This is a genomic window from Vreelandella maris (genome assembly GCF_013371085.1).
Taxonomy (GTDB): domain Bacteria; phylum Pseudomonadota; class Gammaproteobacteria; order Pseudomonadales; family Halomonadaceae; genus Vreelandella; species Vreelandella maris.
This window is the reverse complement of record NZ_JABWCV010000016.1, coordinates 1-20,992: the sequence shown is the minus strand read 5'-3', so window position 1 is coordinate 20,992 and position 20,992 is coordinate 1. Positions and strand designations below refer to the sequence as shown.

The following is a 20,992-nucleotide window of genomic DNA, read 5'->3' as shown; positions in this document are numbered from 1 at the left end:
CACATGCAGGTGCAATTAGACAACGAAGAGGCTCAGGTCGCGTTTGGCGAAGCGCTAGGGCAGGTATTACAAGGTCGTGGGTTGATCTACCTGGAAGGTGAGTTAGGCGCCGGTAAAACCACGTTAACACGGGGTATTCTACGGGCGTACGGCCATCAAGGGGCGGTGAAAAGCCCCACCTATACGCTGATAGAGCCCTACGAGCTGGGCTCTCAGCGAGTGTATCATTTAGATCTGTATCGCTTATCCGACCCTGAGGAGCTTGAGTTTATCGGTGGTCGCGATGTATTGGCCGACGAGGCAGTGTGTATTATTGAGTGGCCGAGCCGGGGAGAAGGGTGGTTACCCACACCTGACCTGCGCCTTGCTTTGGCAGTGGCTGAACAAGGCCGTTTGATCACTTTAACGGCTTGCAGTGATTTGGGCGCGCGTATCCTGTCATTGCTAGAGCGCCAAGCCCATGAAGTAAGCCAGGCCAGTGCAACAAGTAAGTTAAGCGACGATCAGTTGGAGAATGGTGTGATTCAATGGAAATGAAGGCCGCTGCAGCTCGTGTGTATCGTCTATTGGCCGTTAGTTTCTTTGCTCTCACGGCGATCAACGTTCAAGCGTCCAGCGTCGAAAGCATGCGCTTATGGGCGGCGCCTGATCACGCGCGTCTGGTGTTTGATCTGTCTGCGGCCACCAGTGCCAATGTGTTTTCGTTACAAAATCCCGCGCGTTTAGTGATCGATTTAGACGATACGCAAATGGATACCGACCCTAGCACGTTGCCGCTGCATGACAGTGCCATTACCTCAGTGCGAACAGGTAAGCGGGAGGGCGGCGGTTTACGCGTAGTGCTTGAGCTTAATCGAGCTATAGAGCCGCGCCATTTTACCCTGACGCCTAATGATCAGTATGGGCATCGGCTGGTGGTTGATCTCGAGTATCCGGGTGAAAGTGCCGTTGAGAATCCCATTGACCCTATCGAGGCGATGATTCGTGAGCAGGAGATTCAGGCGCAGCGTGCCTCGACTCAAGCTCAACTGCCCGGCAGTGTAGAGCCACCCCGTAATGAAGCGCCGACGGCCGTGCAGGAAGCCAAGCCGCATCCGCGTAGAGATATTATTATTGCGGTTGATGCTGGGCACGGCGGGGAAGACCCAGGCGCCATTGGCCCTTCAGGCACGCGTGAAAAAGATGTAGTGCTGGAAATCGCCCGCCGTTTAGCCTCGGAGGTGAACGGCACCGAAGGTTTTAAAGCCGTGCTGGTTCGTGATGGCGACTATTATCTGGGGCTTCGTCAACGTACCGCCTTGGCTCGTGAGCAAAAAGCCGACTTTTTTGTCTCGGTACACGCCGACGCCTTTACCAGTCCTCGCCCTCAAGGCAGCTCGGTTTATGCGCTCTCTCAACGTGGTGCTACCTCGGAAACAGCCCAGTGGCTGGCGGATAGTGAAAACCGTTCTGACCTGATCGGCGGCGTCGATGGTAGCTTGTCGCTGCGAGACAAAGACCAGGTGCTGCGTGGCGTACTTTTAGATCTCACCATGACCGCGACGTTGAATGATTCGCTCTCTATCGGCGGGCAAGTGCTGGAACAATTAGGACGGGTGAATCGGTTGCATAAATCACGAGTTGAACAGGCCGGGTTTATGGTGCTGAAGTCTCCTGATATTCCTTCGCTATTGATTGAGGTGGGCTTTATATCCAACCCTGACGAAGAGCGTCGCCTGCGCGATCCGGTTCATCAGGGAGGGCTCGCCCAGGCTATTTTCAGTGGCTTGCGCGATCACTTCCAGCGTTACCCACCGCCTGCCAGTTTGCTTGCCTGGCAGCGCGATAATCAACGTAGTCCTGCGGGTAATGAATACCGTATCCAGTCGGGCGATACCCTGTCGGCGATTGCTGTACGTCACGGTGTACCGGTGAATCAATTGAAGCAGGCCAATGATATTAATGGTGATGTGATACGGGTTGGCCAAGTGTTACAAATTCCCCGTTCATGAGAAATCGTTCTTGAGGTGTCGTGTTGACTGAGATGACCGCAACTGCGCCGCGAATTCATGTGCTCGACCCACGGTTGGCCAACCAGATTGCCGCTGGCGAGGTGGTTGAGCGCCCCTCGTCGGTGACAAAAGAGCTGATTGAAAACGCCATTGATGCGGGTAGCCAGCGCATTGAAGTAGAAATTGAGCAGGGCGGAACGCGGCTTATTAAGGTGCGTGATGATGGCATTGGTATTGGCGAAGAGGATTTACCGCTCGCTTTGGCACGTCATGCCACCAGTAAGATTGGTAGCCTCGAAGACCTGGAAGGCGTTAGCTCGTTAGGTTTTAGGGGGGAGGCGCTGGCCTCAATTAGCTCTGTTTCCCGGCTTGAGCTGATCTCCAACGCTGAGGAAGATCCTCGTCATGGCTGGCGGGTGGTCGCGGAAGGGCGAGGAATGGAGGCACGAGTGACGCCTGCGCCGCACCCCCGCGGGACTAGCGTTGGCGTGCGCGATCTGTTTTTTAACACTCCCGCACGGCGCAAGTTTCTGCGTACCGAAAAGACCGAATTTGCGCATGTTGAAGAGGCCTTTCGCCGTCAGGCACTATCGCGCTACGACATCGCCTGGGTATTGCGCCACAACCAGAAAGTGATTCATCAACTTCCTCCTGGGCACTCGGCGGCAGCTCGCGAGCGGCGAATTGCCTCGCTGCTAGGTAAAAACTTTATCGAGCACGCCCGCTATATCGAACGCGAAGCGGGTGGTTTGCGACTAAGTGGTTGGGTGGGGCTGCCGACTCACTCCCGCTCTCAGGCTGATCAGCAATACTTTTTCGTTAATGGCCGTGTGGTGCGTGACCGTTTGGTGGCCCATGCGGTGCGTCAGGCGTATCGCGATGTGCTGTTTAACGGTCGGCATCCGGTGTTTGTGCTCTACCTGGAGCTTGATCCGGATGTAGTGGACGTCAATGTTCACCCTACCAAGCATGAAGTCCGTTTTCGTGATGGCCGTATGGTGCACGATTTTCTGTACTCCAGCCTGCATCACTGCTTGGCGTCCTCTAAGCCTGCAGAAAGCGGTGACGAAAATAGCGACGAAGAGGCGAATGGTGTCGTTGCTTCTCAGCAGCAAGAGCGTGGGCAGCCGCCCCAGGTAGGTGCGGGGGCAGGTGAAAACGCCGAGCAACCTCGCTGGCAGCAGCAGGGCATTGCGCTGACTCACTCTTCGGATCGCCACCCTGGTGCTGAGCGTGTGCGCCGCTTTATGCAAGGCTATCAGGCGCTTCACCCCAACCATGAAGAGACGCTGTTAACGCCGCAGGTTGACGTGGCGAGTGAAGGCGAAAACGAAGTGCGTGAAGCGCCTCTGGCGATGCCTGATAACGACCCCACGGTGGCACCGCCGCTTGGGTTTGCGCTGGGGCAACTGCACGGTATTTATATTCTGGCCCAGAACGCTCAGGGTTTGGTGGTGGTGGATATGCATGCCGCCCATGAACGAATTGTCTATGAGCGTATGAAAACACAGCTAGCGGCTGCTAAAGGAGTAGATGCCCAGCCGCTGCTAGTGCCGGTTTCTATCGCCGCTAGTCGGGCAGAAGTGGCGACGGCTGAGAGCGAGCAAGAGGCTATCGCCAAGTTGGGCATTGAGCTGGATGTTGCCGGACCGGAAACGCTGCTGGTGCGCCAGTTGCCAGCGTTGCTCTCCCAGGCGGATCCAGAAGCCCTGGTACGCCAGATGTTGGAGGAGCTGGCGCGTTACGGGCGGACCCATCAAGTCGAGGCGCGGCTTCATGAATTGCTCTCCACCATGGCTTGCCACGGTAGCGTGCGCGCCAATCGGCGGCTCACCATTGATGAAATGAATGCGCTGCTGCGCGACATGGAGCGCACGGAGCGCAGTGATCAGTGCAATCACGGCCGACCCACCTGGACGCAGATGGGACTAAAAGCGCTTGATCGGCTGTTCTTAAGAGGCCAATAGCAGCACGATCGAAAATTTAATTTCTGTTAAATATTGGAGCACTACCCGCGCATGGCTGATACGCGCCCTTGGGCAATTTTTTTGATGGGCCCGACAGCGGCCGGGAAAACCGATACCGCGATGGCGTTGCATGAGCGCTTAGGGCATGAGCTGATCAGCGTTGATTCAGCGATGGTGTATCGCGGTATGGATATTGGCAGCGCCAAACCTAGTACCGCTGAACTTGCCCGTGCACCCCATCACTTGATTGATATCCGCGACCCTGCTGAGCCTTATTCAGCGGCTGACTTCCGTGAAGATGCGATAAAACTGATGCGACAAATCAGCGCGGCAGGCCGGGTTCCTCTGTTGGTCGGCGGTACCATGCTTTATTACAAGCGGCTGATAGAAGGTGTGGCCAATTTACCTTCGGCTGACCCGGTCATTCGCCAACAGCTTGAAACGCAATGGCAATATGAGGGGCTGGAGTCTCTGCATAAACGATTGGCTGAAGTGGATGCGGTTTCCGCTCAACGTATCCATCCCAATGATCCTCAACGCTTAATACGTGCGCTAGAAGTGTATTATGCCAGCGGGCGGCCAATGAGTGAGTTATGGGCGGAGCAACAGCCTGAAACCTTTCCATGGCGCGTGTTGTCGATAGCGTTGGCGCCTAGTGATCGTGCCCTTTTGCATCAACGTATCGCTAAGCGCTTTGAACTAATGATGGATGAGGGCTTGATAAATGAAGTTACTGCCCTCAAAAAGCGTAATGACTTGCATTTAGGCCTACCGGCGATGAAGAGTGTTGGTTATCGTCAAGTGTGGGAGTACCTGGAAGGTGAATATGATTACGCCACGCTTGTTGAGCGGGGCATAATCGCGACTCGCCAACTCGCAAAGCGTCAGCTAACGTGGTTAAGAAGCTGGCCATCGCTTGAATGGGTAGATTCGCAGCGCCCTGACGCGCTTGATAAGGTATTGAAACTCGTGCGTGAAAGCGGTGCTTAGCGTAAGATAGTTCTTCAAGATAGTGATTTAGTAAGCGTATGTTTTCGAATGGCCACTTGGCTTTTTCGACAACATTAGGCCTTTCGGGCAAAAAGATTGCGGCGTAGCACTAGTAGGGCACGCCATTTGATAATTAACCCCCAACGACAGTTTTAGGGAGAGCAACATGTCCAAAGGGCAGTCCCTTCAAGACCCGTACTTGAACATTCTGCGCAAAGAGCGCATTCCGGTCTCCATCTTTTTGGTCAATGGCATTAAGCTTCAGGGCCAGATCGAATCGTTTGACCAGTTTGTTATCTTGTTGCGCAACACCGTCAGTCAGATGGTTTATAAACACGCTATTTCTACGGTTGTTCCGTCTCGTAACGTACGCTTGCCTGCGCAAGACCCGGCAGAGCAAGACGCCGAGATTTAACACCGCTGGATAAGCAAGAGATTCCACGAGGTATTGATTGTTTTTCGAACGCCCAGACGCCGGTGAAACGGCAGTTCTTGTTCATGTCGATTTCTATGATGAGCAAAAACGTGAAGACCCGGGTGAGTTTCTAGAGCTCGTACGCTCTGCGGGTGCAGAGCCTGCGACTCTACTCACTGCCAGCCGCCACCGGCCTGACTCACGCACATTTATTGGGTCAGGAAAGCTGGAAGAGTTGCGGGCAATGCTCGCGGCTCACGCGGCAGAATTGGTGATCTTCAATCACAGCTTAAGTCCCTCTCAAGAGCGCAATGTTGAGCAAGAGCTCAAGTGCCGAGTGCTTGACCGTACCGGTCTTATTCTCGATATTTTTGCGCAGCGGGCAAGAACGCATGAAGGTAAGCTGCAAGTAGAGCTTGCACAGCTTGAATATATGTCGACTCGCCTAGTACGCGGGTGGACACACCTTGAGCGCCAAAAAGGCGGGATTGGCCTGCGCGGCCCAGGTGAAACTCAGCTTGAAACTGACCGACGCCTGCTGCGTGGACGGATTAAATCGATTCACAAGCGGCTTGATAAAGTGCGTAGCCAGCGCGATCAGAATCGTCGCGCCCGTGCTCGTGCTGAAATCCACAGTGTATCGCTGGTGGGCTATACCAACGCGGGTAAATCGACGTTGTTCAACGCGTTAACTAACTCTGATGTTTACGCCGCTGATCAGCTGTTTGCCACACTAGACCCAACGTTGCGTCGGCTTGAAATTGAAGACGTCGGACCTGTGGTAATGGCTGACACCGTCGGGTTTATCCGTCATTTACCGCACAAGCTGGTCGAGGCGTTTCAAGCGACGCTTCAAGAAGCTTCAGAAGCGTCGTTGCTGGTACACGTGATTGATGCAGCAGACCCTGACCGCGAGTTAAATGTGGAGCAGGTGGAGCTAGTGCTAAAAGAGATTGGTGCAGATGATGTGCCAGTGCTCAAAGTCATGAATAAAATCGATAAGCTCGACAGCGCGCCGCGTATTGAACGTGATGGTCATGGTGTGCCAGAGGTGGTTTGGCTCTCAGCGCAGCAGGGCCAGGGGCTTGAATTACTTCATGAAGCACTGACCGAACGCTTAGCAAACGATGTGATTGGCTTCTCGCTGACACTTAACCCTGAGCAAGGTAAGCTGCGTGCTGGTCTTCACGAACTAAATGCAGTTCGTGAGGAAGCTTTTGATGAGCAGGGGCATTCGGTGCTAGATGTGCGTTTGCCGCGGCGCGATTTTAATCAGTTGATGGCTCAGTTAGGCGAGCGTGCCAATACTTATTTACCGGTAGCGTTACAAGAATCCGATGAGTGGTAGGCTACTCATTACGAATCTTAAAGCACTGCTTGTATTCTGCTTTGTATAAAAATGGTACAAGGTTTATAGAGCAATAATATCAAAACGCAATGCTATCGTTTAAAACGCTGGCATTTGCGTTAGCGAATACCTTAGTGGAGACGAAGTATGGCCTGGAATGAGCCTGGTGGTGGCAACCAGCACGACCCTTGGAGTAGTGGCGGCCGACGCGGTGGAAATGATAACGATGGAAACCGTGGTAGTAATAATGGTGGCAACAACGGCAATAAAGGAGGCGGTAACCAAGGTCCTCCTGATCTGGATGAAGCGCTGAAAAAATTTCAGGATAAGCTCAACAGTATGCTGGGTGGCGGTAAAAAAGGGGGCAGCAAAAAAAGCGATGGTGGTGGCGGTGGCGGTAAAAGCCGTAACCCTTTCGCTTTGCCTGGCTTACTGATTATTGTTGCGCTGGCGATTTGGGCCGCGATGGGCTTTTACTTAGTCGACCAATCCGAGCGTGGTGTTGTGCTTCGTTTTGGCGAATTCCAGGGCATTGTAGAACCTGGCCTGCAGTGGAATCCGCCTTTGATTGATGATGTGCGGATGGTGAATGTGACGCGCGTGCGGTCATTGACTCAAACGCAGTCCATGCTGACCCGCGATGAAAACATCGTTGAAGTGGAAATTTCAGCACAGTACCAAGTCGCTAATCCTCGTGATTTCGTTTTAAACGTACGTGATCCCGCTATCTCTATTGAGAATGCGTTGGATTCGGCACTGCGTCACGTGGTTGGCGGTACTGATATGATCGATATTCTGACCTCGGGTCGTGAGATTCTGGGCAGCTCTGTCTCTAGCCGTCTGCAGTCCTATCTCGATAACTATGGTGCTGGTATTCGTTTACAAACCATCAACATTGAGTCGACGTCTGCTCCTGCACCGGTAATTGATGCCTTTGATGACGTTATCCGTGCCCGTGAAGATCGTCAGCGTACGATCAACGAAGGGATGGCGTACGCTAATGCGATCATTCCTGCAGCTCAGGGCCAGGCGCAGCGTATAGTTGAGCAGGGCCAAGGGTATCGTGAGTCGGTGGTAGCTGAAGCGCAGGGTCAAGCCAACCGCTTTAACTCGCTACTCTCGGAGTACGGTAATGCGCCGGATATCATGCGCGAGCGTATGTATCTAGACACAATGGAAGAAGTGTTCAGTAATTCGCCGAAAGTGCTGCTGGATGTGAGCGAAAACGCCCCATTAATGTATCTCCCGCTGGATCAAATGCGCGGCGGTACTGGTGGCAATCGCAACGATTCATCGTCTGGCAATAGCGAGAATAGCAGTAATGAGCAGTTGGACGCCGATGTGCTTGAGCGGCTACGCAGTACCCAGAGTAGCTCATCAACGAATACCAATAGTAGTAACTCCATCCGCAGGGAGGGCCGGTAAATGATTAATAATCGATCCCTGCTGATTGTTGGTGGTCTGGCTGCCGTTGCGTGGCTGGCGAGCAACACTCTGTACGTGGTAGACGAAACTGAACGTGCCGTTAAGTTGCGTTTTGGTGAAGTCATCGAAGAGAATATTCAGCCTGGTTTGCACGCAAAAGTGCCGATCGCGCAAACGATTCGTAAGTTTGATACGCGTTTGCTGACGCTGGATACAGACACTAGTCGCTATCTGACGCTTGAGCAGAAGGCAGTTATCGTCGATTCCTACGTTAAGTGGCAGGTGGTTAATCCAACACGCTACTACGAAGCGACGGCAGGCGATGAGCTAATGGCTATTCGACTGATTCAGCCGCGTGTGGATGAAAGCCTGCGTAACGAGTTTGGCCGTTTGAATCTTCAGGAAATCATCGCTGAACGACGTGATGACCTGATGACCGGCCCTACCGCAGAGCTCGATGAGCTAATGCGTGAAGAGCTAGGTGTAGCTATCCGCGATATTCGTATTAAGCGAATCGACTTGCCCGAAGACGTCTCGGCAGCGGTGTTTGAGCGTATGCGCTCCGAGCGTGAGCGTGAAGCTCGCGAATGGCGTGCTCAAGGTCAGGAAGAGGCTGAGCGTATTCGGGCCAACGCAGATCGTCGCCGTCAGGTGTTGCTTGCTCAAGCCAATGAGCGCTCAGAAACACTGCGTGGTGAAGGTGATGCCCAGGCTGCTGCGATCTTCTCTGAAGCGTATGGTCAGAACGAGGAGTTCTTCTCCTTCTGGCGTAGTCTAGAAGCTTATCGCGAAAGCTTTGCTGATGATGGCAATCTAATGGTGCTGGAGCCGAATAGCGATTTCTTCCGCTATTTGCGTAACCCAGAGCCGGAAGGTCGCGAAAGCGACAGCGAGTAAGTCGCTTTTGGCCGGTGCACCTCGTCACGTCATTCCTAGGGCCTGGCGGGGTTTATCCGGCCAATAAACGTGATAGAATTTATCAACCGGGCGTCGCCCGGTTTTTTTGTGGCCCTCATTTAACGCTGGCGTCGGCAATCATATTGCTTCGTTACTGCTTGAGTTTGTTGGGCCTTCATCGTCTTGCAGGATTGTTCACATGACCATCGCTGACCGCTGGCTACTGCCCGACGGCATGGATGAGGTGCTGCCGCCTCAGGCAAGCCGCATGGAAGAGCTGCGCCGCGCGCTGCTCGATCTTTACCATTGCTGGGGCTATGACCAAGTAATGCCGCCGCCGGTGGAGTTTTTGGACTCCTTGTTAACAGGTACGGGGACAGATCTCGATCTGCAGACCTTTAAGCTGACCGACCAGCTCACCGGCCGCATGATGGGCGCCTCGGCTGACGTAACGCCGCAAGTAGCGCGTATGGACGCCCATTCGCTTAAGCGACAGGGGCCAGTGCGCCTTTGTTATTGCACCAACGTATTGCGTGCAAAGGCGGATCAGCACCAAGGCGGGCGCAGTCCCGTGCAGGTAGGCGCTGAACTGTTTGGCCATGCTGGGCTTGAGGCTGACAGTGAAATTATTCACTTGGCGCTGGCGAGTATGAAAGCGGCCGGCGCTCAGGAGATCCACTTAGCGCTTGGGCACATCGGTATTTACCGTAGCCTAGTTGAAGCAGCTGCGCTCAGTGATGAGCAAGAGAGCGCGCTATTCGAAGCGCTGGCGCTAAAATCGCCTACGCAATTAGCACAGCTTGTAGACGCTAGTGTTAGTGACCCGGCATTAGCGGATATGTTGCTGGCGCTTGGTGAGCTGCATGGCGGAGCGGATATTTTAAGCCAAGCGCGCGAGCGTTTTGCTGGCGCTCCTGCCTCGGTCACGGCGGCATTGGATCAGTTGGATGCGCTCTATCAAGGCGTATTGGCGCGCTTTGATGTGTCGCTCTACTTTGACTTGGCTGAGTTGCGTGGCTATCAGTACCATACCGGTATGATGTTTGCCGCCTACGTGCCGGGCTATGGGCATGCGCTTGCTAAAGGCGGGCGTTATGACGACACAGGGCGAGCCTTTGGTCGCGCTCGCCCCGCTACCGGTTTCTCGATGGATCTTAAGCAGCTGGCGTCGTTGGCTCTGGCTGCCCCGAGTCGCGGTAGTATTTGGGCACCCGCCCAGCAGGATGAGTCGCTCAACGCTGCCATTGTTGCACTGCGTGAGCAAGGGGAACGCGTGATTCAAGCGCTGCCTGGGCAGCGTACTGGGCCGGCGGAGCATGAATGTGACCGCCGTCTTGAGCTTATCAATGGTCGTTGGCAGCCAACGGCCCTGACACAAGAGACGAGTGCATCATAATGGGTAAGAATGTCGTAGTGCTGGGCACCCAATGGGGTGACGAGGGCAAAGGTAAGATTGTTGACCTGTTGACTGAATCAGCATCCGCCGTGGTGCGTTTCCAAGGTGGTCACAATGCTGGCCATACGCTGGTCATCGACGGTGAAAAAACCGTTCTTCACCTGATTCCTTCCGGCGTTTTGCGTCCAGGCAAAACCTGCGTGATTGGTAATGGCGTGGTGCTTTCACCTGAAGCGCTGATCAAAGAGATCCGTGAGCTGGAAGCCAAAGGCGTACCGGTACGTGAGCGCCTGCGTCTTTCACCCGCTTGTCCGCTGATCCTGCCTTACCATGTGCGCCTGGATCAGGCCCGTGAAAAGGCCCGGGGCATCGCTAAAATTGGCACCACCGGCCGTGGCATTGGTCCCGCTTACGAAGATAAAGTGGCCCGCCGTGGCCTGCGCTTAGGCGATATGCTTCATCGCGAGCGCTTTGCTTCCAAGCTGGGCGAAGTGCTCGACTACCACAACTTCGTGTTGGTGAATTACCACGGCGAACCGGCGGTCGACTTCCAGGAAGTGCTGGATACTGCAATGCAGATGGCTGAAGAGCTGCGCCCAATGGTCTGCGACACCGTCAGCATGGTGCACGACCTCCGTAAAGCTGGTGAGAATATCCTGTTTGAAGGTGCTCAAGGCTCGCTGCTGGATATCGACCACGGTACCTACCCGTACGTAACCAGCTCAAACACCACTGCAGGTGGCACGGCCACAGGCTCTGGCGTCGGCCCGCTTTATTTGGATTACGTGCTGGGCATTACTAAGGCATATACCACTCGCGTTGGCTCAGGCCCATTCCCCACTGAGCTATTTGACGTTGATGGCCGCCACCTTGCCGAGCGTGGTCATGAGTTTGGTGCCACGACTGGCCGTGCACGCCGCTGCGGTTGGTTTGACGCCGTGGCCCTGCGTCACGCGGTGCAGATCAACTCGGTCTCTGGCATCTGCCTGACCAAGCTGGATGTACTGGATGGGTTGGAAAATATCCGCGTCTGCGTTGGCTATCGCAGTAAAGATGGCGACGTATTGGATAACCCTGTGGATTCGGAAGGCTACGAAGCCGTCGAACCGCTTTACCAGGATTTACCTGGCTGGAAAGAGTCCACGTTGGGCGCTAAACAGGTCGAAGATTTGCCTGCCAATGCCCGCGCCTACATCAGCTTCCTTGAAGAGCAGGTGGGTACAAGTATTGATATCATTTCTACTGGTCCAGACCGTATGGAAACCATCGTGCTGCGTAACCCGTTCGATAGTTAATAACGGTTCAAGTTGGCTATTGAGAAGCAGATGAGCAAAAGGGGCAACTGAGTTGCCCCTTTTCTGTATGTGTAAGCTTATTTTTAAAAGTCGATACCGCGGCGCGCTTGTAAGCCGTTATTGAAGGCATGACGAACTTCCTGCATTTCAGTCACCGTATCGGCCATGGCGACTAGCTCGCGATGGGCATTTCTTCCCGTAATAATCACCGTCTGTTCCGTCGGGCGTTTCTCCAGCGCTTGTTTAACGGTTTCAATGTCCAAGTAACCAAACTTGAGCATATAGGTAATTTCATCAAGCACCACCAGATAGATCTCTGGGTCCGCTAGCATACGCTCGGCGTCTTTCCATACCGCGTGGCACGCCTCTGTGTCCGCTTGGCGATTCTGGGTATCCCAGGTAAAGCCGGTGGCCATTATCGCTACCTCAAGATTGGTGTCTTCCTCCAATCGTTTACGTTCGCCGCACTCCCAGAGACCTTTAATAAACTGCACCACGCCAACTTTATAGCCATAACCCAAGGCACGGGTGACCGTCCCCCAGGCTGCGGTGGTTTTGCCTTTTCCGTTACCGGTATTAACAATGATTAGGCCGCGCTGTTCGTCGGCACTGGCGACCTTCTCATCTACGCGTGCTTTCAACTTCTGCATGGAGGCTTTATGGCGGGTCTCGCGGTCACTCATGATGTCTCCTGGGGGTAACGTTTTTAAGATAGCAAGAAGGCTATCGCGCTAGCCTAAGTCATCTAACAGGGGTTGAACATCTTTTTGAAGAGCTTGATGGATAACTTTTGTATAGATTTAGGTGGGTGATAATCAGGTTTTGGTTCAATAAAACATGCTTCAAAACCGAAAAGGACAAGAGATAAACAACAGAATTGGCCCCTAGGGGGCTGGCTGCTCTAGAATAGGTGGTCATGTCTTGTCAGGAATTACATCATGCCTTCATTTGATATTGTCTCAGAGTTCGATAAGCACGAAGGTGCTAACGCCGTTGATCAAGCCAACCGCGAAGTGCAATCGCGTTTTGATTTTAAAGGCGTCGACGCCAGCTTCACTTTGGAAGGCGATAAAGTGCAGCTAGAGGCGGAAGTTGATTTCCAGCTTAAGCAAATGCTTGATGTGCTGCGAGCCCGTCTTATCGCCCGTGGCATTGATGCCCGCTGTATGGACGTTCAAGACCCGGTGCTCTCCGGTGTAAAAGCCCGCCAGGAAGTTGCTTTAAAGGAAGGGCTTGATGCGGCGGAAGCCAAAGATGTGGTTAAGCGCATCAAAGCCAGCAAGCTCAAAGTACAGGCACAAATTCAGGGTGAGAAGGTGCGGGTAACGGGTAAAAAGCGCGACGATTTACAAGCTGTTATGGCGTTGCTGCGGGGCGAAGAGGGACCAGATTTGCCGCTCCAGTTTGATAATTTCCGCGACTAACTAGCAGGGCAGCGCCACTCGCCGCCGTCACCCGGTATTAACTATATAAATATTCGTTTTATACAGGAGTCACGCATTATGTCTGATCCGCAGCCGGTTTATTTAAGCGACTACCAGCCACCCGCTTACCGGGTAACTCATACCGAGCTGACGTTTGATCTTGACCCCGCCGCGACCCGTGTGAAGGCGCGATTGTTGATAGAGCGACATGCGAAAGCTGACGCGAATGCGCCGCTGGTGTTAAACGGCGAACATTTAAAGCTCATCTCCCTGTCGATCGATGCAACGCCGCTGAATGAATCCGCGTATCAAGTAGATGCAGAGACCCTAAGTATTGCCAATGTTCCAGAGCGGTTTGTGTTGGAGAGTGAGGTAGAGATCGCACCGCAAGAGAACACGGCGTTAGAAGGGCTTTATCAGTCCAACGGCATGTACTGTACTCAGTGCGAAGCCGAGGGTTTTCGACGTATTACCTTTTACCCCGACCGCCCAGATGTCATGGCGACCTTCAAGGTCACGGTGATCGGCGATCAGCAGCGTGAACCAGTATTACTGGCTAACGGTAACCCGTTAGAGCGCGGCGAGCTGGAAGGTGGTCGTCATTTCGTCACCTGGGAAGATCCGCACCCCAAGCCCTGTTACCTATTCGCTCTAGTGGCAGGCAACCTGCATAGCGTAGAAGACCACTTCACCACCATGAGCGGTCGCGAGGTCACGCTGCAAGTTTGGGTGGAGCAAGAGAACCTGGATAAGACCGAACATGCTATGGCCTCGTTGAAACGCGCCATGGTGTGGGATGAGCAGGCGTATGGCCGTGAATACGACCTGGATCTATTTATGATCGTGGCCGTCAATGATTTCAATATGGGGGCGATGGAGAATAAAGGCCTTAATATCTTTAACTCCGCCGCGGTGCTGACGCATCCCCATACCGCTACCGATGCCGCCTTTCAGAATGTTGAAGGCATCGTCGCCCACGAATACTTTCATAACTGGTCAGGCAATCGTGTCACTTGTCGCGACTGGTTCCAGCTTTCGTTGAAAGAGGGCTTTACGGTCTTCCGTGATCAGTGTTTCTCGGCGGATACCAATTCAGCACCGGTTAAGCGCATCCAGGATGTCTCCTTTTTCCGCACGGCACAGTTTGCCGAAGATGCTGGTCCTACGGCGCATCCGATTCGCCCTGACCACTTTATTGAAATTACCAACTTCTACACCCTGACGATTTATGAGAAGGGAGCAGAAGTCGTACGCATGCTGCGTAATTTAGTGGGGGAGGAGAATTTCCGTCGCGGCTCAGACCTTTACTTTGAGCGATTCGATGGCCAAGCGGTGACGATTGAAGACTTTGTAGGCTGCATGGCGGAAACCTCCGGCGAGGATTTAAGCCAGTTTATGCGTTGGTACTCCCAGGCAGGTACGCCGGATATTGATGCTCACGGCGAGTATGACTATGTGCATGGTGAATATCATTTAACGTTGCGTCAGCGCACGCCCGCGACACCAGGCCAGCCCGATAAACTGCCGCTGCATATTCCCGTACGTATGGGGTTAGTCGGTACAAAATCAGGTCAAGACTTAACGTTAACCCTCAATGGCGAAAAAATAGGCAAAGATGCCGTTATTCACCTACGTGATGATGAGCAGACATTTGTCTTTACTGATGTCGCTGAAGCGCCGGTGCCGTCTTTACTACGTGAATTTTCAGCGCCCGTTAAGTTGCACTTCCCCTATTCACGAGAAGATCTGGCCTTTTTGTTGACCCACGACAGCGATGGCTTCAACCGCTGGGATGCTGGCCAGCGCTTGGCGCTGTTGGCGTTGGATGACTTAATTGCTGCCCACCGTAACAGTGTCGAGAAGGTGATGGACAGCCGTGTTGTTGATGCCTTTAAAACACTTCTGAACGGCCCAATCAGCGATAAGGCGGTATTAGCTGAAATGCTGACACTTCCTTCAGAAGCGTATATAGCGGAGCAGCAGCCTATTGTGGATGTCGACGCCATACACGCGGCACGTGAATTTGTGCGCCAATCGCTGGCGTTAGCCCTACGCGAAGAGTTTGTGGCGATCTATGAGGCCAATGTGACGGAGGAGCCTTACGCCCCGACGCCTGAGCAAATTGCCCAACGTAGTCTGAAAAATGTCGCGCTCTCCTATCTCATGTCGATAGAAGATGAGCAAGGTTTAGCGCTATGTGAAGCGCAATTTTCCGCTGACCATAATATGACCGATGTGCGTCAAGCGCTGACGTTACTGGTGCACAGCGATCGCGATGATTTGGCCTCGCCAGCATTGAAATCATTTGGCGAAAAATGGGCGCATGACCCCTTAGTGATGGATCAGTGGTTCACCATTCAGGTCTCACGCCCGCAGGGAGATGTGCTTGAGCGCGTGAAGTACCTGATGCAACACCCCGCTTTTTCACTTAAGAATCCCAACAAAGTGCGTGCCCTCATTGGGGCGTTTGCCCAGAACCGAGTCAATTTCCACCGCTTAGATGGTCAGGGCTACCAGCTGTTGGCCGATGTGGTGATTGAACTCAACCGGCTTAATCCAGAAATTGCCGCGCGGCTTATCACGCCGCTAACGCGCTGGCAGCGTTTTGATGAAACCCGCCAAGTATTAATGCGGTCTCAGCTAGAACGTATTAGGCAACAGCCGCTGTCTCCAAATGTGTATGAGGTGGTCGAGAAAGCATTGGCTTAGGTACAGGTAGAGGCATAGTGGGCAAAAGCAGTTAACCAAGGAAAGGAACAACAACGGTGACAGATTCGCAGCAACACTATTTACTTATTATTAATGGTAAATCTGCCGGTAACCCGGCATTGCGTGAAGCAGTCAATGAACAACGCCAAGCAGGGATGCAAATTACTGTTCGAGCTACCTGGGAAGGGGGCGACGCTGCTGATATTGCTGAGCTATCTGACACCATGGGTATTACGCATGTGATTGCCTGCGGTGGCGATGGCACGGTTAGCGAAGTCATGAACGGGCTGATGCGTTTGCCCCATGATCGTCGGCCGGCATTAGGTATCGTGCCATTAGGCAGTGCCAATGATTTTGCCACCTCAGTTGGTTTGCCATTAGAGCCAGGCCCTGCTTTAGCCGCCGCAAGAGCGCTAAGTGCCTACCCCATTGACGTTGTGCGTGTGACGGCTGGTGCGGGTGGTGAGTCCGCAACCAGCTACTATATCAATATGACGACCGGGGGATTTGGCGCTGAAATTACCTCATCAACGCCGAAAACCCTAAAGCGACTATTGGGGGGCGGCGCGTATTCATTGATGGGCGCGCTCAAAGCATGGCGACACCGCAGCTATCGCGGCACGCTACATTGGGATGAAAAAGAGGAGAGTGCATCGCTACTGTTGCTAGCACTAGGCAATGGCCGCCAATCAGGCGGAGGGCAGGTACTGGGGCCACGGGCCAAGCTTGATGATGGTCGTCTGGATGTGCTTCTGGTCAAGGACTTTAGTTCGGTGACAGAGCTGAGCAAGTTGATTAGCGAGCTGCAAAGCTTTCCCTCTGAGGGGCGATTTGTGCGCTATTTCACCACGACTCAACTAACGCTGACGACACAGGCGGGTGATCCGCCCTGGCCATTAACGCTGGATGGTGAGGCGCGCTGTTATGACCATTTCTGTGCCGAAGTAGTACCTCTAGCGTTGCGTGTGTTGTTACCAGAAGAGTGCCCCTTGCTCTCTTCCAGCAACCAGCCTTAACTGATTTGACTCAGTTTTAAACGTTATAAAGGAGAAGTATCTAATGGCAAATCGCGTGTGGATACCTGTAGTTGCCGCAATGGCTCTACTGCTGAGTGCCTGCGGTGACTCCCAGGAAGATCCCACCGTAACACCAGATGATAATTCTGATGTGACGGATGATGAAACAGTGCGCGAAGAGGAGTCCCCAGCAGCGGCTGAAAATGCGGCCGAAATGTCTAGCCCCGAAGAAGTAGAGGATGATATTGAGGCACAGCAAGCCGCTGAAGAACTTGAGCAAGCGGAAGCTCTGGACAGCCAAAATGGTGATAGTTCTGCTGATGCTGCGACGGTAGAGGCCGAAGAAGATACACTTGCCGCCGACCCTGACGATGTGCTTGATGAGGAAAGCGCAATGCCGGGGGAAGCAACCCGTTCGGATGTCGATGAGATGATTGCCGAAACTGAACGCCGCTTTGAAGAAGCGGAAAAGCGCCTTGAAGAGCAGTTTCAAGAGGTAGAGCAGCAGGCGCCCACGTTAGAGCCGATGGAAAATGAAGATTTCTCGTCTAGCTGGGACGAAGACAGCAGCTTGCCAGAGCGGACGCCGTTGGAAGATAACCGTGAAGCTACCGACGTTGAGGCTTTGATCGAGGATACAGAGCGTCGCTTTGAAGAAGCGCAGCAGCGTCTTGAAGAGCAGTTTCAGGAATTGGAGAGTCGAGAGGCCGAGACTGGCCCAGCGATCGAGTCAGACGCGAGTGATAGTGATATAGGCGCTAGTGAGATGGATGAGCTTGATACCAGTGCAGATAGCCAAGCAGCTAACCGTAATCGTGAGGAATAAACAGTTGTGGCTAAGCTGAGCCTTAAAAATCAGCCATAAAAAAGGCCCGCGTTAGCGGGCCTTTGTCCATCCGGTAGCAATTAAGCTGGGCGGATGTTGGAAGCCTGAAGGCCTTTTTTACCCTGAGTCACTTCAAAGCTGACTTTTTGACCGTCTTGCAGGGTCTTGAAGCCTTCAGCTTGAATTTCGGAGAAGTGGGCGAACAGATCGTCTCCGCCGTCATCAGGAGAGATGAAGCCGAAGCCTTTAGTATCGTTGAACCACTTAACTGTGCCAGTTGCCATTTTCTATTTCCTTAACATGCTTAATATTCAAACGGGCAACTCAATTGTCCACCCGCTACAATTACTCTAGATGCAAACGCGGCTGTCGTCCAGCCACATACCTAAGATTTTTTATTTCTTTGCGAGCAAGCACAAATGATGCAGTTGGATTTTGTTGATGCGCAGTTTATTTCCTTCCTGGTGGCTATCACGCTGCTTACGATTAGCCCTGGCGTCGACACGCTGCTAGTCATCCGTAACACGGCTCGTGGAGGCATTCGCGATGGTGTGACTACCAGTGTAGCTATCTGCTGTGGGCTGTTTATCCATGCCACTATCTCTGCGTTAGGCATCTCGCTTATTCTGCTGCAATCGGCCTGGGCATTTCATATGTTGAAGCTGGTAGGGGCGGGATACTTGATTTGGCTGGGGATCACCAGTTTATTGGCAGCGAGGCGAGGGCAGCCGCTGCCCGTTAATGGCGTACTAAAAGATACGCCTGCTGTTTCTCGCTGGCAGCCAGTCAAAGAGGGCTTTTTGTCCAATGTGTTGAACCCCAAAACGGTGGTCTTCTACATGGCGTTTTTGCCTCAGTTTATCGCCCCCGGCGATCCTGCTTTGCTGAAATCCCTTTGGCTGGCTGGCGTGCATTTCATTATCGCCAATATTTGGCAGATCAGCGTGGTAATGATGGTGGGGAGTGCCGGTAAGTGGCTCGCCAACGCGCGTTTTGCGCAAACCTTGAACGCCGCTACGGGAACCGTGTTGGTTATCTTTGGTATCCGGCTTGCACTCACTCAGCGCCCGGTTTAGACCGGGCGCCAAGGCTAGTGGGTAGCTAGCCTAACGACGGGCGAGCAACGCCCGGTCGTAGCGTACCTGCTGTTCGTTATCGCTCAGCAGCGAAACGCCTTCGCTGTTGCCACCGTTAGCAAGGCTTTCAAAAATCACACGATAGCTCAGGACGGCCTGTACGTAGTCGCGGGTTTCGCGGAAGGGGATGCTTTCCACAAATAGGTCAAACGCCTCCACGCCATCACCTAGCCATTGGTCAACTCGACCAGGGCCAGCGTTATAAGCCGCAGCGGCTGCTAAGCGATTGCCCTGGTAGCGTTGCAGCTTGTCACGCAAGTAGGTGCTTCCCAAACGGATATTTAGCTCTGGGTCCAGCACGCCGTAGGGGCCTGGATCGTTAATGCCCAGCTCGCGGCTGACTTGGCTAGCAGTGCCTGGCATTAGTTGCATTAAGCCTCGCGCGCCTGCAGGCGAAAGGGCGTTTGGATTATAAGCACTTTCGCGGCGGGTAATGGCCATCAGTAGGTAGGGATCAACGCCGGTGAGCCGGCCCCAGTGCTGAAAGCTATCGTGGTAGGCCTGGGGAAAACGCCAATCCAAGGCGTCCCACATCTCGGCTGCAATGGTGGTTTGCACCAAGCGAGCATGCCACTGCTGCTGGGCAGCATAATCGGCTAATGCGCGTGCCTGCTGTGGAGAGCCAGTTTGTACCGCATGCAGCCACTCGCTATTGGCAAGCCCATCTTCACCAATACGAAGCAATGCCTCGGTACGCTGCACGGCAGGCAGTTGCGCTATACGCTGCCGCGACGCTTCGTCAAAATGATTACGTTCCATATTCAACTGGTAGGGCTGACCGAGTTTTTCGGCGGCGGCAAAGCCGTAAAAACTGCGATCTGTCGCCGCCTGCTGGTAACGTTCCTCAGCGGCTGTATGGTTGCCAAGTTGCGCGTTGGCACGGCCCAGCCAGTACTGCCAGCGACTATTTTCCTGTTGGTCTACCGGCATTTCGGCAACCCAGTGAAGCACGCCGTTCCAGTCACGGTTAGCCAATGCATGGCGGACACGCAGCTCTAAGACACGCTCGCTCTCAAGGGTTGGTAGCACGCTGTCGACCCAGCTAAGTGTACCCGGCACATCGCGGACCAAAGCGTAAAAAGCCAGCTCTTCCTCAATGGCTGCACGGTCGCTGGGTAGCAGGTTTAGGCGTGGTGAGAGCGTTTGCCAAGCAGCAAATGCTGCGGGCGTATCTTCTCGCGTAAATCGCTGCATGGCCGCCTGATAAAAGCTAGCGGTAGCCGCACACTCCGGACCTAGGCACGAAGGTGCCTGAGTGATTGCGTGACTGCTGTTGGTGACACTGTCGATGGTGTCCAGCGCGGTTTGCCACTGGCCACTTAATAGCCCGCCCAGATAATTTGAAAGGCGCGTTTCTCCGGCTTGCCAAGCCAACATTTTGCGTTCCCAGATGGCCGTGGCATCAATAGTGCCGTTAGCGCGCAGGCGGTTAAACAACGGATCGCACGCATCAGGCTGTGAACTGCCCGTGCGCCACAAATTAAGGCCTGCTTCGCTGGCCTGCTGGGGTTGAGTAGCCAGTAGTGCCGTGTAGTAATAACATTGCCGCGCTTTACCTGCTGGCTCGCCGTCAGCGACCGCTAGTAAGTCATTGTAACGTCCCGCATGGCCATACTTTGCAATCGCTTGGCCGCGCATCCAGACCGCTAGTGGTGAATCAGCGTACTGGTTGATAAAACCTTGCACTCTGTCAGGCGATAGATGGGGCAGCTGCCCCCTCAGCCGGTGATATTCCACATAGCCCTTTAAGGGATGACTTTCTATTGAGCGGGTATCAACTTGCTCCCACTGTTGCTCTCTTGCGGCAGCGAGTGCATCGCGTAACTCACTGTCTGAGGCGGCCCACGAAAACGCGGGTAGCCCCACCAGCAGGGTTGTACATAGTGCGCGAGCGGTATGGCGAAATGGTGAAGCCAACATGGTGCTCTCTCTCTATCAATTTAACTCTGTTTAAGCTCGGTGGAGGTAGTCCACAGGTATTATCGAGCAACCGCTATATTGAACGAATGTAAATAACCATGATCTGACTGCCCAGATACTAGGGTCTGTTGACGTTTCACATGGGCAGCCATAAACAACCACAAGCTAAGGCCACCATGCTTTCGTAGTTTCGCTTGAGCTTGTCGTAACGCGTCGCTATGGCGCGATACGGCTTCA

Annotated in this window: 18 protein-coding genes and 1 pseudogene; 15 read left to right on the top strand and 4 right to left on the bottom strand. The window is 53.6% G+C overall.

Annotated elements, in window-relative coordinates; genetic code table 11:
- Positions 1-3 precede the first annotated feature (3 nt).
- The 10 genes from tsaE to HUO07_RS14155 all read left to right on the top strand — a co-directional run bounded on the left by tsaE (position 4) and on the right by HUO07_RS14155 (position 11,724).
- Positions 4-537: a tRNA (adenosine(37)-N6)-threonylcarbamoyltransferase complex ATPase subunit type 1 TsaE gene (gene tsaE, locus HUO07_RS14200; RefSeq protein WP_176304138.1), complete on the top strand. Its 534-nt coding sequence runs from the start codon at positions 4-6 to the stop codon at positions 535-537.
- A complete protein-coding gene (locus HUO07_RS14195) occupies positions 528-1,991 on the top strand; it encodes an N-acetylmuramoyl-L-alanine amidase (protein ID WP_176304137.1) in 1,464 nt (487 codons plus the stop codon). Before tsaE ends, HUO07_RS14195 begins: the two co-directional genes overlap by 10 nt.
- Positions 1,992-2,023: 32 nt before the next feature.
- Positions 2,024-3,958 carry a DNA mismatch repair endonuclease MutL gene (gene mutL / locus HUO07_RS14190; RefSeq protein WP_176304198.1) on the top strand — a complete coding sequence of 645 codons (1,935 nt, stop codon included), beginning with the start codon at positions 2,024-2,026 and terminating at the stop codon, positions 3,956-3,958.
- 51 nt (positions 3,959-4,009) lie between these two features.
- Positions 4,010-4,948: a tRNA (adenosine(37)-N6)-dimethylallyltransferase MiaA gene (gene miaA / locus HUO07_RS14185; RefSeq protein ID WP_176304136.1), complete on the top strand. Its 939-nt coding sequence runs from the start codon at positions 4,010-4,012 to the stop codon at positions 4,946-4,948.
- 166 nt (positions 4,949-5,114) lie between these two features.
- Positions 5,115-5,363 (top strand): RNA chaperone Hfq, encoded by a 249-nt coding sequence (hfq, locus tag HUO07_RS14180; protein WP_007114649.1) that lies wholly within the window; start codon positions 5,115-5,117, stop codon positions 5,361-5,363.
- A 37-nt stretch (positions 5,364-5,400) separates the two neighbouring features.
- The gene (hflX, locus tag HUO07_RS14175; RefSeq protein ID WP_176304135.1) at positions 5,401-6,711 is read left to right on the top strand and encodes a ribosome rescue GTPase HflX; all 1,311 of its coding nucleotides are present in this window, start codon (positions 5,401-5,403) and stop codon (positions 6,709-6,711) included.
- A gap of 147 nt (positions 6,712-6,858) precedes the next feature.
- Complete coding sequence (gene hflK / locus HUO07_RS14170) at positions 6,859-8,136, top strand: FtsH protease activity modulator HflK (protein WP_176304134.1); 1,278 nt, start codon at positions 6,859-6,861, stop codon at positions 8,134-8,136.
- The gene (hflC, locus tag HUO07_RS14165) at positions 8,137-9,033 is read left to right on the top strand and encodes a protease modulator HflC (protein WP_176304133.1); all 897 of its coding nucleotides are present in this window, start codon (positions 8,137-8,139) and stop codon (positions 9,031-9,033) included. It begins immediately after the preceding gene.
- 199 nt (positions 9,034-9,232) lie between these two features.
- On the top strand, positions 9,233-10,429 hold the full coding sequence (locus HUO07_RS14160; protein ID WP_008958622.1) for an ATP phosphoribosyltransferase regulatory subunit: 1,197 nt from the start codon (positions 9,233-9,235) through the stop codon (positions 10,427-10,429).
- Positions 10,429-11,724: an adenylosuccinate synthase gene (locus HUO07_RS14155; protein ID WP_101146260.1), complete on the top strand. Its 1,296-nt coding sequence runs from the start codon at positions 10,429-10,431 to the stop codon at positions 11,722-11,724. Before HUO07_RS14160 ends, HUO07_RS14155 begins: the two co-directional genes overlap by 1 nt.
- An 83-nt stretch (positions 11,725-11,807) precedes the next feature.
- On the opposite strand, the gene cobO is transcribed toward HUO07_RS14155, so the two are convergent.
- Positions 11,808-12,407 (bottom strand): cob(I)yrinic acid a,c-diamide adenosyltransferase, encoded by a 600-nt coding sequence (cobO, locus tag HUO07_RS14150; RefSeq protein WP_176304132.1) that lies wholly within the window; start codon positions 12,405-12,407, stop codon positions 11,808-11,810.
- Positions 12,408-12,662: 255 nt separating this feature from the next.
- Here cobO and HUO07_RS14145 point away from each other — a divergent pair, with 255 nt between their 5' ends.
- The 4 genes from HUO07_RS14145 (at position 12,663) to HUO07_RS14130 (ending at position 17,699) form a co-directional block, all read left to right on the top strand.
- Positions 12,663-13,148 (top strand): YajQ family cyclic di-GMP-binding protein, encoded by a 486-nt coding sequence (locus HUO07_RS14145; RefSeq protein WP_007114656.1) that lies wholly within the window; start codon positions 12,663-12,665, stop codon positions 13,146-13,148.
- A 78-nt stretch (positions 13,149-13,226) separates the two neighbouring features.
- On the top strand, positions 13,227-15,857 hold the full coding sequence (pepN, locus tag HUO07_RS14140) for an aminopeptidase N (protein WP_176304131.1): 2,631 nt from the start codon (positions 13,227-13,229) through the stop codon (positions 15,855-15,857).
- A 56-nt stretch (positions 15,858-15,913) separates the two neighbouring features.
- Positions 15,914-16,873, top strand: a complete 960-nt coding sequence (gene yegS, locus HUO07_RS14135; protein WP_176304130.1) for a lipid kinase YegS — start codon at positions 15,914-15,916, stop codon at positions 16,871-16,873.
- A 43-nt stretch (positions 16,874-16,916) separates the two neighbouring features.
- Complete coding sequence (locus HUO07_RS14130; RefSeq protein ID WP_176304129.1) at positions 16,917-17,699, top strand: putative sodium/potassium/calcium exchanger; 783 nt, start codon at positions 16,917-16,919, stop codon at positions 17,697-17,699.
- 80 nt (positions 17,700-17,779) lie between these two features.
- Here HUO07_RS14130 and HUO07_RS14125 read toward each other — a convergent pair whose 3' ends face one another.
- Complete coding sequence (locus HUO07_RS14125; RefSeq protein ID WP_007114660.1) at positions 17,780-17,983, bottom strand: cold-shock protein; 204 nt, start codon at positions 17,981-17,983, stop codon at positions 17,780-17,782.
- A 135-nt stretch (positions 17,984-18,118) separates the two neighbouring features.
- Here HUO07_RS14125 and HUO07_RS14120 point away from each other — a divergent pair, with 135 nt between their 5' ends.
- Complete coding sequence (locus HUO07_RS14120) at positions 18,119-18,775, top strand: LysE family translocator (RefSeq protein ID WP_176304128.1); 657 nt, start codon at positions 18,119-18,121, stop codon at positions 18,773-18,775.
- A gap of 30 nt (positions 18,776-18,805) precedes the next feature.
- Here HUO07_RS14120 and HUO07_RS14115 read toward each other — a convergent pair whose 3' ends face one another.
- Entirely contained in the window at positions 18,806-20,755 is a 1,950-nt protein-coding gene (locus HUO07_RS14115; protein ID WP_176304127.1) for a transglycosylase SLT domain-containing protein, read from the bottom strand.
- Between the two features lie 136 nt (positions 20,756-20,891).
- Positions 20,892-20,992, bottom strand: a pseudogene (locus HUO07_RS14110) (IS5/IS1182 family transposase); the annotation flags it as partial.

Excerpts from the sequence above, each read along its gene's own strand:
- tsaE (WP_176304138.1), top strand. The coding sequence starts at position 4 with ATGCAGGTGCAATTAGACAACGAAGAGGCTCAGGTCGCGTTTGGCGAA.
- HUO07_RS14195 (WP_176304137.1), top strand. The coding sequence starts at position 528 with ATGGAAATGAAGGCCGCTGCAGCTCGTGTGTATCGTCTATTGGCCGTT.
- mutL (WP_176304198.1), top strand. The coding sequence starts at position 2,024 with ATGACCGCAACTGCGCCGCGAATTCATGTGCTCGACCCACGGTTGGCC.
- miaA (WP_176304136.1), top strand. The coding sequence starts at position 4,010 with ATGGCTGATACGCGCCCTTGGGCAATTTTTTTGATGGGCCCGACAGCG.
- hfq (WP_007114649.1), top strand. The coding sequence starts at position 5,115 with ATGTCCAAAGGGCAGTCCCTTCAAGACCCGTACTTGAACATTCTGCGC.
- hflK (WP_176304134.1), top strand. The coding sequence starts at position 6,859 with ATGGCCTGGAATGAGCCTGGTGGTGGCAACCAGCACGACCCTTGGAGT.
- hflC (WP_176304133.1), top strand. The coding sequence starts at position 8,137 with ATGATTAATAATCGATCCCTGCTGATTGTTGGTGGTCTGGCTGCCGTT.
- HUO07_RS14160 (WP_008958622.1), top strand. The coding sequence starts at position 9,233 with ATGACCATCGCTGACCGCTGGCTACTGCCCGACGGCATGGATGAGGTG.
- HUO07_RS14155 (WP_101146260.1), top strand. The coding sequence starts at position 10,429 with ATGGGTAAGAATGTCGTAGTGCTGGGCACCCAATGGGGTGACGAGGGC.
- cobO (WP_176304132.1), bottom strand. The coding sequence starts at position 12,407 with ATGAGTGACCGCGAGACCCGCCATAAAGCCTCCATGCAGAAGTTGAAA.
- HUO07_RS14145 (WP_007114656.1), top strand. The coding sequence starts at position 12,663 with ATGCCTTCATTTGATATTGTCTCAGAGTTCGATAAGCACGAAGGTGCT.
- pepN (WP_176304131.1), top strand. The coding sequence starts at position 13,227 with ATGTCTGATCCGCAGCCGGTTTATTTAAGCGACTACCAGCCACCCGCT.
- HUO07_RS14130 (WP_176304129.1), top strand. The coding sequence starts at position 16,917 with ATGGCAAATCGCGTGTGGATACCTGTAGTTGCCGCAATGGCTCTACTG.
- HUO07_RS14125 (WP_007114660.1), bottom strand. The coding sequence starts at position 17,983 with ATGGCAACTGGCACAGTTAAGTGGTTCAACGATACTAAAGGCTTCGGC.
- HUO07_RS14120 (WP_176304128.1), top strand. The coding sequence starts at position 18,119 with ATGATGCAGTTGGATTTTGTTGATGCGCAGTTTATTTCCTTCCTGGTG.
- HUO07_RS14115 (WP_176304127.1), bottom strand. The coding sequence starts at position 20,755 with ATGTTGGCTTCACCATTTCGCCATACCGCTCGCGCACTATGTACAACC.